9 protein-coding genes are annotated in these 12,624 nt (G+C 53.5%); all 9 read right to left on the bottom strand.

Annotation, left to right across the window (positions count from 1 at the left end):
• Positions 1–89: 89 nt before the first annotated feature.
• Positions 90–557 carry a hypothetical protein gene (locus U5A08_RS00835; protein ID WP_321849837.1) on the bottom strand — a complete coding sequence of 156 codons (468 nt, stop codon included), beginning with the start codon at positions 555–557 and terminating at the stop codon, positions 90–92.
• A 268-nt stretch (positions 558–825) separates the two neighbouring features.
• Entirely contained in the window at positions 826–1,437 is a 612-nt protein-coding gene (locus tag U5A08_RS00830; RefSeq protein ID WP_108526168.1) for a hypothetical protein, read from the bottom strand.
• Between the two features lie 366 nt (positions 1,438–1,803).
• Entirely contained in the window at positions 1,804–2,289 is a 486-nt protein-coding gene (locus U5A08_RS00825; RefSeq protein WP_253392483.1) for a hypothetical protein, read from the bottom strand.
• A 519-nt stretch (positions 2,290–2,808) separates the two neighbouring features.
• Positions 2,809–3,198, bottom strand: coding sequence for a hypothetical protein (locus U5A08_RS00820; protein WP_253392481.1), 390 nt, complete (start codon positions 3,196–3,198; stop codon positions 2,809–2,811).
• A 3-nt stretch (positions 3,199–3,201) separates the two neighbouring features.
• Positions 3,202–3,543, bottom strand: a complete 342-nt coding sequence (locus U5A08_RS29760; RefSeq protein WP_367399733.1) for a polymorphic toxin type 43 domain-containing protein — start codon at positions 3,541–3,543, stop codon at positions 3,202–3,204.
• Positions 3,544–3,758: 215 nt separating this feature from the next.
• Positions 3,759–4,082: a hypothetical protein gene (locus U5A08_RS00815; protein WP_253392479.1), complete on the bottom strand. Its 324-nt coding sequence runs from the start codon at positions 4,080–4,082 to the stop codon at positions 3,759–3,761.
• Positions 4,075–5,046, bottom strand: coding sequence for a hypothetical protein (locus U5A08_RS00810; protein WP_321849833.1), 972 nt, complete (start codon positions 5,044–5,046; stop codon positions 4,075–4,077). Before U5A08_RS00810 ends, U5A08_RS00815 begins: the two co-directional genes overlap by 8 nt.
• A gap of 67 nt (positions 5,047–5,113) precedes the next feature.
• The gene (locus tag U5A08_RS00805) at positions 5,114–5,590 is read right to left on the bottom strand and encodes a lytic transglycosylase (protein ID WP_253392469.1); all 477 of its coding nucleotides are present in this window, start codon (positions 5,588–5,590) and stop codon (positions 5,114–5,116) included.
• A complete protein-coding gene (locus U5A08_RS00800) occupies positions 5,590–12,621 on the bottom strand; it encodes a two-partner secretion domain-containing protein (protein WP_321849829.1) in 7,032 nt (2,343 codons plus the stop codon). Before U5A08_RS00800 ends, U5A08_RS00805 begins: the two co-directional genes overlap by 1 nt.
• Between the last annotated feature and the right edge of the window lie 3 nt (positions 12,622–12,624).

Here is a 12,624-nt window from a genome sequence, read left to right as displayed (position 1 = left end):
GACGACACACCATTCCTCGGATAACTCTCTTTTTAAAGAACAGAACAATAGCCACGAAAGCGCCTTAAATACAAACCGTGGTCTGCCCCCTATTTCCCATGAGAATTTTTCGGCAAGGTCCAATATGCTATTCCGCCAGTAACTAACAAACCAACTACAAAAGCAATTGACACAGGAACATAGCTGTCCAAAAAATTGTAACCCGAACTATTACGAAGCAAGTAGTAGTCCGCCATAAACATCCATAATGACGCAGTCGCGCCCCCATAGATTGAAATAATCCTGCAAATTTTAAAGCTGTTGGCCGGCCTAAGCAACGTAATACAGGATGCAAATACAAGCGAAGGAATAAAAAATATTATCTCTCCAAGAATAGGGGCCGTCAGCAGAATAGAAAACGCCTCCCCACCTCTGACTTGTCCTAGCAGCCGAGCATCACTAAATAAATCTACAAACATGATGATCAGAAAAATAGGTCCTATGATTAACCCTGCGAAAAATGGGCAAAGTAAGAACATGAAAAAAACTTTCATAGCTGGGAATGTTTTGACATTCATGGTGCACACCCTTGACCCGCTGAATATAGTGCACGCCCCTCAGGACCGTAGACAACTACATGTCCATTTCCAAGATTCGCATAAGAATCGGGGATTTGTCCTTGCAATGGATACTGAACACCACCACGAGCTCCCGTGACCGTCACATTCGTTTCCCTGAGTCCCTTGGTATAATTTAAATCAATAATGTTACCGGCAGGATCCGCAATAAATCTAGGTGTATTGGGAGCGTCAGCATGTGCTTTTGCACCACGCCATCAAGATAAAGTTAAAATTCACGACCTAAAATCTCTTGAAAGTCATCGACTAAATCACCAAGCTCTATATCAGGATTAAGTATCACTAGCTGGTCCGCAGTCACATCTAGCGACGCGAATACCTCTTCAAGTACGGTTGCATCGATGCTTTTCTCATAATAGTTCTCAACTAAACTCTTATAAGCTGCAATACCTCCCACAAAAAAACCTAGCAGTGGATACTCTTTCAGCCCATCCGGCGACGCACACCACGATGGCTGCTTGACACCTCGCCAAAAAAACAGACTAGCATTATCCGTAGAGAACGCTGGCTCAACTTTAAATTGCTGAAACGCCTCGGGCATAGCATTCAAACATTCAGACACATTAGGCAAAGGAGAACCACATATAACTTTCCCTGCAACACCTGCATCGGTAAAGTGCAAAAAATACTCAGCCCCGGATCCGTCCCTCATTGAGGCCATCATTTCTTTCCCCGCTCCATCCCAATTACAGTTGAATGAGAAGTATCTATACTCCCACTCGGGCATAATTATGGCATCCAACAACGCCAACCCCTGAGCCACATGTTTAACACGATCAACTGCAGGCAGTTCATTTATATTTAGAATCGAATTATTCATCTAGTAGCACCTATTTGTCAGATTTGGCTCTATTCTCTTGTCGAGATAGAATCTGAAGATTTGAGCTGCAATTTGTACCATCACAATTTTTTGGCTTTACATGGTCAAACTGCCACCCGTTAGGATCTGGAGTTACGCCGCGCTGGCTTTTTTGTGGTTTGACTAACACAGTACCACTGGCATCGGATTTGACTACACCGTCGTTGGCTGCTTTATTCAACTCCAATGCCTCTTGTTTTTGCCGCAAAGTGAATTCTTTACCGGGACCAACATTTGGCGGATTTTCAATACTTGAATAATCGACTTTTGCATGAGCGCCTATCTCTTTTGCTTCAACCCGGCAACAGGACGTTGTTTCTCATTAAATCACACACTAGAAAGCTTCCACAGTATCGCGTAAGGCAGCTCATCATCAACAATATCATGCAAGCGAAAATAATAAACAGCCAATGAGCTTTCTAAGCCCTTATGAACAAATGCACCATCAGACATAACACGATAAGAGGCGTACTCCATAAACTTGTCAGAACCAAGAGAGCTAAGAGCATTTTTTATCTGACTATAGGTCCCCCCCGCCCCAACTGGAAGCAATTCAGGCGGCGGCCGGCATACGGCCATGTCATCATTTTCAACATCCCTGTAGTAGGCTCTTCTAAATGCAGGCTCACTGCAGGCCCAGTAGAGGGATAGCAAACGAAGTTTTTCCTCTCCCTCATCAGAAAAAGCGTCAGCTAAAAAATACTGATCGTCTGAAATTTTGTATGCACCGTCGTCCATAGCGATAACGCATTGCTCCCGTACATCAACGGCGTCCCCAACCTTTGACTTGCACAGCGATGACCATTCTTTCATCTTAAATACCTCAAGCCTATTGTGGCCATTTGAATATTCGGCCTTCGACCCTGCCAGCCTTAAGCGCACTCTCTGCGGCTGCTTTGGCCGATCCCTCCGGCATATTTTTAACGGAGTTTATGATCTCTGACTGCCAGGCCTGTAACTTTGAACCTGGCAAGGAAGTCGGATAGCTTCCGCCAGGAGCACGATACTTGGCGTCCCAGACGATCACAGATCGCGATGATGGATCATACGTAATGTAATCTGCACCTGGGGGTGACGCTTTCCCAGGTCCGGAAATTGGTGTTTGCCCCGATTCAATAGCCTGACTCCAGCCACGAGCCTCCCCAATTGCGCCGTTTAACTCAGAATATGGGCTGCGTCCGTTATTAACCTTTGCAAGAACTTCTGGTTCGGCTTGATTTATTACTTTGGGACTCGCCTCCAAAACATTCCTTTCAACCAGCGTGCCTGCCTCTGAGTCAGTCAGCGCACTAGTTGCATTGGGATTTTTAGAGACAGTAGCTTTTGCACCAACTAACTATTAAGAAGGCGCTTTAATTCCTTTCTTGCCAAGTGCCGATTACTTTGTGAGACAGCCTTATCTGTTGACAATTTTTTCAGATCGTCCACAAAGGAAGAGGCTTCTTGGGCCGAACTGTGCGCGATCCAAGAAATGGCGAGTTTTATCCAATAGTCAGAGTCGTGCTTCAGCCCTATCTCTGCCACACTCATGTAGGGAAAGTCGAGACCTAACACCTCTTTAACACTTTCAATAGGCGTCTCAAGCAATGAGATAATCCGCCTAAAGTCTGACGAATTAACTAGAGGAAGTGTAACTTCATTACTTACAAGCTTCCAGCGACCAGACTCATCTCTGCAAATTATGAAATCGCTACCCAAGATAGTTTTTTCAGAGCCAGTCATAAATTACATTCCAGGATGATGTTTGACATTGAGATCGTACTGCTTAAGAGTCTGCTCAAATTTAGCTCTGACCTCAGGCGTCCAGTTCTTCCAGTAGTGCCCACTAAACTCATTAGTGATTACCTCCCCGTTGGGCCCTCGCCGAAACATACCACCAACTAGAGTCGACCCATCGGACTTTATTGTCTCTGCCAACTGTTGATGAGGAGAGCCTCCGAGGTTATTGGTCGGCTTACCGACAGCGAAAGTATTCGTTTTAGGATCAAAAACAAACTCAACGGAACCGTTTTTTGTGCTAGGAAAGTAATTCTGTATAGCCTTAGATGATGCCGAACCCGGCTCCAAGCCTAATACTCCAGGTGGGAGAAATAGGGGTCAGACCACCATTATAAGACTAAGAAAAAACAGCCTTCGGACGACATACCACTCCTCGGATAACTCTCTTTTTAAAGGACTGAACAATAGTCACAAAAACTCCATAAATGCAAAACGTGGTCTGCCCCCTATTTCCCAGGTCTTTCCGCCTATAGAGGCAACCTCACCTGCGCCTTTTGCACCAGCTAATCAAGCGAGAATGATGAGAAGTAAAACGACAACTTTTTATCCTCAAGATCACTCAGTTGATAACGCATCCTATCGAAGCCAGAATCCAGCTTATTAACGTTCATGTGCATCAGCTGAGTTAATCCGCCGCCAAAATCACGGCACGTAAATTGGCTAATATCAATGAATCTGATACTCACCACATCAGCCCCTACCTTTTCAGAGGCCGAGATCGATAAGGATAAATCATAAGCCATCCCGTCAACATTCAGCTGAATACTAATCGCATGCAGGCAGTTGTGAGCAACAAGCAATTCATTCAATTCTGGAAGACTAATCATTATTGATCCTCGTCTCTTTCCCATTGGAGCCATAGCCTGGACCATATTCATAGGTATGCGTGTGGGGGTCGGAATGATATTCCGCAGGCTTTTCTTGGTTTCCATATCCGTGATTAGTGTAATCCGTTCTTTTAACCTGCCGGCCATACTGGTCGTACTCGATCACAGATTCTTCCAGTTTTCCAGTCGCGGGGTTGTACCTCTCCGGTGTCACACTCCCTATTCCAGGAGTCGTCTGGTGCGGTTTCTTCCCGGTAAATACCTCGTCTGGAAACGTTCCTTCCGTTGCAGCAACTTTCGTCCCGCTCGTCGCAGTTGTACCTGCTACTTCTTTTGCACCCTGCGGTACATCAGGACCCGCAGCTTCACCCTGACTACCCTTCCCTTTCCCTGCTCCAGAGCGCGAGGGTAATGTTACTCCAACTCCAGCCTTGATAGCCTCCGCTCCGAGCTTAACCAACACCCCACCGCCAGCAGAACTGATATCTGCAGCAATTTTGCTGGAAGCGTCTAGGTTGCTCCCTATCACAAAACCTACAGCAGAAGCAGCACCGCCCTGCCCCTGGGACCTAAGCTTACCTACCAGATCGACGAGTTTCTGATCATCGTTCGCCAACGAGATAGCAATAGCCCTGCAGCGTTGCGGATCGCGCGCGCAGAGCGCATCCAATTCGTCATTTCTCTGCTGATCAAGGGCCGCATACCGCTCCCTAACCGCCCTTTTCTCTTGTTCCGTACTTTTGCTGTCAACCTCCCGAAGCATCTCCTCGACTTCTTTGTGGTAAAGGTAGTTAAACGTCGTCGCCTTCTGGGCAATCTGAGAGCCTTTCTCTAAATCACCATCAACCGCTGCCGCTGTGTAGTGGTCAGGGCGGGTGCAAAAGGGATGCAACTTGACTGCAGAAAGGATGCAAATAGGATGCAAGAAGGCGGCAAAAAGGGTGCAGATAGGGTGCAAAAACACCGGCGCAAGGCCGGTGCCAGATCAACTTAGCCCCCTTAAAATTTATAATGAAACTTACCTGCCTGTTTCATCTATCAGCTTTTGTTACATCAGAGTAACAACCAAACTTGGGAAGTTTTTCATAATTTCGAGACGGTTCGAAACTTGATCTAGCCTCTTCAATCTCATGAGGATTAAATTTTTCTCGCCTAATAACAAGGCCGCCTTCCTCATTGAAAATGTAGGACTCCCCACCTATGACCTCGTCTCCATCCCCTTCAAACTCACGATGAGTCGCCATAGTCAAAAATAAGTTATCCGCATCTGTTACTTGAAATTGGTAGGTCAGATACTCACGACATTTTTTATCTAAAAAACCGACACCAACCATTCCTTTATCTATGGAGAACTCAACAAAGCAAGATGGCGCAGAGTCCGACCCAATGAGAGCCGTATATGACTCACCCGAGAGATGCCTAGAATGTGCCAGAGATTCATCCATAGGCTCTATCGCAAACTTCTTCATCCGAAACCAAGACTTACAATAATAAATAGGCAGCCCCATCAATACACCTTCCCATTAGTATCTCTAATTAAAACCCCTGCTTTATTGGCAGAGTCCAAGATGGCTTTTGGAATTACTCCATTCTGTGGAGGAACCTCCAGAATAACAGCACCTTGCAATTTTTGACCACCCAAAGACCCACTAGATGGAACTTTCGCAATGGTCGCGCCAGAAGGGTATTTCGTAATGGCCTCACTTATGTAGCTCTTTGCTGTCGCCTCTGAAACCTCAGAAAGCTGTGTCAATTTACGAGAGACGATTTCGCTTTTTATGGGATTATACGAATCAACACGATAATAGCCATTCCCGTCAGGTCGCTGAATATAAACTTCGTTATTCGGGTAGTTTTTAGACTGTAACTTATTAAACTCATTACCCGCATCAAGCCGTTGCAACCATTCAGGTTTAGACGATGGAGCTACAACATCATCTACCTTTTCTGCAGCACCGCCAGTAGCTTTTGCACCCTGCGGTACATCAGGACCCGCAGCTTCACCCTGACTACCCTTCCCTTTCCCTGCTCCAGAGCGCGAGGGTAATGTTACTCCAACTCCAGCCTTGATAGCCTCCGCTCCGAGCTTAACCAACACCCCACCGCCAGCAGAGCTGATATCTGCAGCAATTTTGCTGGAAGCGTCTAGGTTGCTCCCTATCACAAAACCTACAGCAGAAGCAGCACCACCCTGCCCCTGGGACCTAAGCTTACCTACCAGATCGACGAGTTTCTGATCATCGTTCGCCAACGAGATAGCAATAGCCCTGCAGCGTTGCGGATCGCGCGCGCAGAGCGCATCCAATTCGTCATTTCTCTGCTGATCAAGGGCCGCATACCGCTCCCTAACCGCCCTTTTCTCTTGTTCCGTACTTTTGCTGTCAACCTCCCGAAGCATCTCCTCGACTTCTTTGTGGTAAAGGTAGTTAAACGTCGTCGCCTTCTGGGCAATCTGAGAGCCTTTCTCTAAATCACCATCAACCGCTGCCGCTGCTAACAACCCAGTCAGTTGTGAAAGCATCAAAGTGATGTCTTTATTGCCTTGGGCGGCCCAAGTTAATTGATTGATGAGCGCTTCATTCAACCCAGCCGCCGCAGCCCCGGTTTTGAAATCACTGCCGGTCGCTTCTGCCAGCAATCCGCCCATCAATGCATGAGCAATGATCTTTTGAGGACTTCCATTCGGGAAGGTGACGTAGTCACCCACCCAATTAAAACCGGTAGCCATCGCCACGTTGCCAGCCTCTCCCAGCAAGGCAGCATTGAAATTGTCGCCGAAACTTCCGCCCTGGATGGCCGTAGAAATCCCGCTAGAGATTACCGCCCGACCTCCAGTGCGCAGGGCGATATCACCCGCTGACGTCCAGGTGAAAATATCTTTGGAGGAGTTAGTAACCGCCAAGGTTGAGCCCGCACTCGGGTTAACACCTTGGACGGTGCTAGTACTTGCACCTGCTTTGTCGGCACCAGCGAACCAATTAGTGTCGGCATACTCCAGAGCACCCGCCGTAAAACCAGCGACCGCCGCGCTTTTAAGACTGTCGGTACTAACGGTTTCCTTAAAAGCCCTGCCGAGGTTGCCTTTGTTATTTATGGTGCTGGTAACCGCCGTGGTACTCAGACTCGTGCTCACAGCAAGTGTGGCACCCTGCAAACCAAAACCCACGGGCCCCATGATCGCCGCCATCATGATCGCAATCGCAATCTTGGCACCGGCACCCAGTCCCGAGTTGTCGTACTTGAAGCTCTCGTGAATCTCCTTCACCTGGCGCCAATCAATGTCGCCACGCGCCTCAGCTTGCTTCAGCCAAGCCAGATTGGGATCAGCCTTTACCATCGCATCTACGGTCTGGCTTACGGTCTGCTGATCAACCTGTTTGACATCGATGCGAATGCCTTCGGCGGCCTTGATAACAAGCTGCCCTTGAGCAACCAGCTCGCTCTGACGCAGGGTTTCATCGGTATTGCCTTTACCTTTGGCGCTGAACCAGGAGAGGTCGCTTTTGCTCTTGGTGTGGCTCTCATCGTGCAGGTCCTTGACTCCTTCAAAGACGATCGCACCGCTGCTATCGAGAATGATGTCCTTACCGCTGTTGAGCTTGGCGACTTGGTACAACTGGTCGCCATCACTTTTCAGAGTGAGGTTTCCGCCCGCCTTGATCTCGGTGCCTACTTGAGTCGTGCGGGTTACTTCGTCCATCTGCGCCTTTTTAGCGCCCCAGCTTCCCTTCTCCTTCATGTCATACAAGGTATGCGTACTGTTCTCAGCCGCCAGCAGATTCATCCGCTCCCCGCTGTACAAATACGCTTCATTCCCCGCACTGATCTTGCTCGCCACCAGCGTCGTATCACGCCCGGCCTGACTTCTGAAATCCCCACCCGCGGTCAACACACTGGCCACTTGGGTGGTCTGCTCATCCATCGTCTTGATGCGTTTTTTGCCGTGTTTTTCCTTACCGTCAACACTGTGCACATCGCTGACCGACACCACGTTGAAATCGCGCCCGGCGTCGACATTGATGTCTTTGCCAGCGGTGGCCGTGCTACCGATGATGTTTACATCCTGCCCAGCCTTCATATTCAGATTGCCCCCCGCCGTAACGCTGGCGGCGAGGTTTTTGACGTCGGTGGTGATGCTGGATTTGTGCCCGCCGTCGCTGAATTCGTGCTTCACGCGGGTATCGCTGACGGGCAGCAGGCTGAGGTCGCGGCCAGCGGTGAGGGTGACGTCGTTGCCGCCTGCAAGCGCACCGCGGTTGATGAGGTCACGACCGGCCTCCATCACCAGGTTATCGCGGGCAGTGATGGTGCTTGTGCCGTTGTCGGTGAGGGTGCGCATGCCGGCGCCGTCGCGCACTTGAATCGCGGTGGTGTCGTTGGTGATGTCGCCTTTGAGGGCGGCGAGGTTGACTTGGGTGCCGCGAATTTCACCGGCCATGGCGTTGCGGATGCTGTCTTGGGCCAGCAAGGTCAGGTTGTTGCCCGCTTCGATCAGGCCACCGTTATAAAGACTGCCGCCGGCGGCGGCGGAGAGGTTGTTGCTGGCGCGCAGGGTGCCGACGTTGAGCAGGTCGCCGCCAGTGACCAGGTTGAGGTCGCGGCCCTGGATCAGGCTGCTGCCGCGTACATTGCGTGACTCGGCCTGGGCCAGGTAGAGCACCGGCACGAGGACGCTCTGGCCGTCGATCACGCGATTTTCCATCCACACGATGTCGTGGGTCAGTGCGCCGACTTGCTGGCTAGTGAGGGTCACACCGAGGCTCAGGCGCAGGGCGTCTTTGCTGGCCAGCGCGTTGTCCATCAGGTAGCGGAATTGGTCGGCGTCGCTGCTCAAGGCACTGGTGAGGAAGCGTTGGCCGGTTTGCGCGAGCACGGCGTCGCGGATCAGGCGGGTTTCGTATTGGCCATCACCGAGGCGGCGCCAGGCGGTGTCGGCGCTGAAGCCGAGTTTGTCGAGCATGTAGTCGGAGCTGAAGAAGCCCGAGAGGCTGGCAAACTGGGGGTTGGTTTCGATCAGGTAGTGGCTGGTAGGGTCGGCGTTTTTGACGAACAGGCCGTACTCGCCCTTGGGCAGTTGGAAATACGGCGAGGTGGTCGGATCGACTGGGGTGAACGCCGAGCCAGGGGCACTGGCCTGCTGGCTGAGGCTGATGTTAATGCCCCCGACGGGGATGCCGGTCTGGTCGTTGTCGAGGGTGCCGGTCAGTTGCGCTTTCTGGTTTTCCAGCAGCGTGCCGTTTTGCACGGTGTTGACCACTTTGGACAGGTCGACGGTGCCACCGGCTTGCAGGGTGGCGTTGTAGACAAGCGCATCTTTTACGGTCCAGGTAGTGACGTTACTCGCCTCGGCAAAACGCGAGTCACTGGAGCGCGACTTGAGCGCTTCAAACGTCGCCAGGTCGAAGTGACCGGCAGCAACGGCGGCGCTGAACGCGGGGACTTCGACGTACTCAACGTGGTCCCAGTAATGTTTGTCAATTCTTCGCGGAGTGCCGATAACGATGCTGTTCTGCCCAGTGCGGGTGCCCGCGCCTTGGTTGAGCAGGTTATTCGCGACGATGCCGAGGTTGCCGTTGGCGGCCAGCAGGCTGTAGCGGTTCTGGACGTTGTCGCCCTGGATCAGCATGTCTTTGCCGGCGACCAGGCGTGCGGGCGCCGAGTCCTTGAGCGCGGATTCGAGGAAGGTCTGGTTGATGCGTATCTCGCCGCGCTTGTACGAGTAGTCCCCGTCGCAGTGCTGGCCGCATTGCCAGTACACACTCCCGGTGGTCACGGTCCGCCCCAGCTCGAACACGGCCTTGGCGTTTTCCACGAATGCGGCGTTGATGCCGATAGAGCCTTCGGCTTCAACCGTGCCCGACAGGTTGCTGAACACTCCCGCCTGACCACCATCGCGCGCGGCGAACGTCAGGTTGCCCTGGGTGTAGACGTCGCCATAAACGTTACTGAAGCCGTTGCCGCGCAAGGTCAGGTCAGCACCGCTGAACAGCAGCGAATCCACGCCATTGCTGATGCCGTTGACGGCCGTGAGGTTCACCGGCCCCTGGGCGCCGAGGGTGCCGCGGTTGTTGATCTGCAGCGCGGCGATATCCAACTGCTGGCGTGCAGTCAGGTAGCCGAGGCTGTCGAGGGTGCCGCTGAGTTTCAATTGCGTGGTGGTGCCCGCCAGGCGCCCGCCGTTCTGGCTGAGGTTATTGGCCTGCACGGTGAGCTTTTGCAGCGCCGATACTCGGCCATTGTTGGTCATGTCGCCGCTGAGCGTGATGTTCAGGTCACCGTCGCTGAGCAGTTCGCCGCCATTGTCGAGGCTGGCTACGTCGAGGATCAGGCCCTTGCCGCTGGCCATGCGATCACCGGCCTCGAGGGTCAGGTTCTGAGTGCTTTTGTAGGTCAGGACTTCATTGAGTTGCACGCGCCCCAGGCCATCAACTTTGCCGAAGGACCAGTCGGCAGTGCCCAGGCCATTGATGTCGCCTTGGCTGCCGCTGAGGCTGGCGGTTTTGACGCGGAACAGGCCGCTACCGGCGTGCTGCAATTGGCCGGTTTGGTTGTTCAAGTGCCCGGCATCGAGGCTGAAGGCCTGGCTACCGAACTCAAGAATGCCCTTTTGGTTGTTCACCTGGCCGCTGAGGTCGAGGCTGCTGCTGGTGCCAGCCAGGCTGCGTACTTGTCCGCCTGCGCTGTTGTCGAGATTGCCGCCGCCGAGGGCCAGACCCTGGCTGGCTTCGATCAGGCCGCCACGGTTGGTGAGCGTGTCGCGAGCCGTCAGGTCCAGTCGGTTGCCGCTGATCTGGCCATTGGCGCTGTTATCGAGGGTGGCACCGTCGAAGGTTAACAATTCTTTGCCGAACAGTTTGCCGCCACGGTTGGTCAGGGCTTTAACGGTCAGCTTCAGGTTGCCGAGTTGGCTGGCCAGTGTGCCGTTGCTGTTGTCGAGCGTGTCGGCTGTCACTGTCACGGTGTTGGCGACGAGCAGGCCGCTCTGGTTATTGAGGTTGCCTGCGTTGACCGTCAAGTCGCTGGCAACGATCTTGCCTGCACTGTTGTTCAGTGCGGCGCTGCTCAGCACCAGGCTGCCACCGACCATTTCGATACGGCCCTGACGGTTGTCCAGGGACGCGCTGTCGAGGGTCGCCGCCTGGCCTTCACCGAAGCGGAGCAAACCGCCCAGGTTGACGATGGCCGGCGCATTGATCGCCAGGCTTTGTACGCCATACGCCCGTGCCGCTTTGCCTTGGTTGACCAACTTGGCCGCATCGATGCTGACGGTTTTACCCTGAATGACGCCGTCCTGATTGGTCAGCGTTTGCGCGGCAGTGATCGCTAATGTGCGGCTGGCCAGCAGGTTGCCGGTGGTGTTGACAGTTTGCGCGTTGACCACCAGGTCGCCGGTGGCATTGCGGCTGTTGTCGGGGGCGACGCCGGCTTCGATGATGCCGGGGTTGGTCACTGTCGTCGCATTGATTTCGATACGCTGACCGGCCGCCACACTCTTCTGGTTGACCAACGCCTGGGCGCTGGTCACTTGCACGTTGCCGGTGGCGTAGACCTTATCGGTGAGGTCGATATTCTGCGCGTTGACCGTGACGTTACCGGTGGCCGCTGCCTGCGCCATGCTCAGACGCCCATTGGCGTCCAATTGAATATCCCCACCACTGGCCGCCAACGTACCGTCGAGCTTCACGCCCACACCGGCTTCGGTGCCGACCAGTTTGATCGCCCCGGCGTACATGCCGCCCAAGGCGCTGGAGTCGATTGCCAGCTCAGGCTTGGCGCTGCCATCGTCGGCGCGCGCGGTGGTTTTCAGGCTTTGCGCGTCGACGTCATTGCGCCCGGCAATCACGGTGAGCTGGCGCGCATTGATCTGCGCATTGATCTTGGCCGAGCGGGTGATGATTTCGAAGCGGTCGACGTTGCTCGCGTTCAGGCCCTGGCCGTCAATGGTCACCGCGCCGCCGTCGACCTGGTAGCTTTTCAGTTGACCGGTCGGATCGATGACGGGTTTGCCGGTGGTCAGGGTGGCGTTGGGGGTGTTGATGAAGCCGCAGCCGTTGCAACTGATGCCGTAGGGGTTGGCGACGATGACCTTGGCTGACTGCCCCGCCACTTCGGTGTAGCCGCGCAACTGGCTGGGGTTGCCGCCGTTGACTTCGTTGAGGATGACGCTGGCCGCGCCGCCCTTGAGGTTGGGGTTGCCGACGATGTAGCCGCCCAGTTGGGTGTTGGTCACCGCGCCGCTGGCGTTGTTGAGGATCACGCCGTTGGGGCCGACGTTGTAGTCCTTGAACTGGTTGTGCGACAGGCCACTGCCGTTCGGTGTGGCGATGTTCACCACCGGCACGCCATTGCCCGCGGCGCCGACGCTGGTGCCGGGCGCGCTGACCACGATGCCCTCGGCCTGGGCCAGCAGCGGCTGCCAGAACAGCGCGTTGGCGAGGATCAATGCCAGCCCGCGCTTGGGCAGGCCGAAGAACGCGTCGCGCGGCTTCAGGGCGGCAGAAGGTTGGCGGGCCAGGAAGGCAAATTGGCGAACATCCATTTT

This window comes from Pseudomonas paraveronii (assembly GCF_963681955.1).
Classification (GTDB): domain Bacteria; phylum Pseudomonadota; class Gammaproteobacteria; order Pseudomonadales; family Pseudomonadaceae; genus Aquipseudomonas; species Aquipseudomonas paraveronii.
Note: the sequence above shows the minus strand (reverse complement) of the source record. Positions and strands in the feature narration are given on the sequence as shown.

Coding starts and splice junctions, on each gene's coding strand:
- U5A08_RS00830 (WP_108526168.1), bottom strand. CDS start 1,437: ATGAATAATTCGATTCTAAATATAAATGAACTGCCTGCAGTTGATCGT.
- U5A08_RS00805 (WP_253392469.1), bottom strand. CDS start 5,590: ATGGGGCTGCCTATTTATTATTGTAAGTCTTGGTTTCGGATGAAGAAG.
- U5A08_RS00835 (WP_321849837.1), bottom strand. CDS start 557: ATGAATGTCAAAACATTCCCAGCTATGAAAGTTTTTTTCATGTTCTTA.
- U5A08_RS00820 (WP_253392481.1), bottom strand. CDS start 3,198: ATGACTGGCTCTGAAAAAACTATCTTGGGTAGCGATTTCATAATTTGC.
- U5A08_RS00800 (WP_321849829.1), bottom strand. CDS start 12,621: ATGGATGTTCGCCAATTTGCCTTCCTGGCCCGCCAACCTTCTGCCGCC.
- U5A08_RS00825 (WP_253392483.1), bottom strand. CDS start 2,289: ATGAAAGAATGGTCATCGCTGTGCAAGTCAAAGGTTGGGGACGCCGTT.
- U5A08_RS00815 (WP_253392479.1), bottom strand. CDS start 4,082: ATGATTAGTCTTCCAGAATTGAATGAATTGCTTGTTGCTCACAACTGC.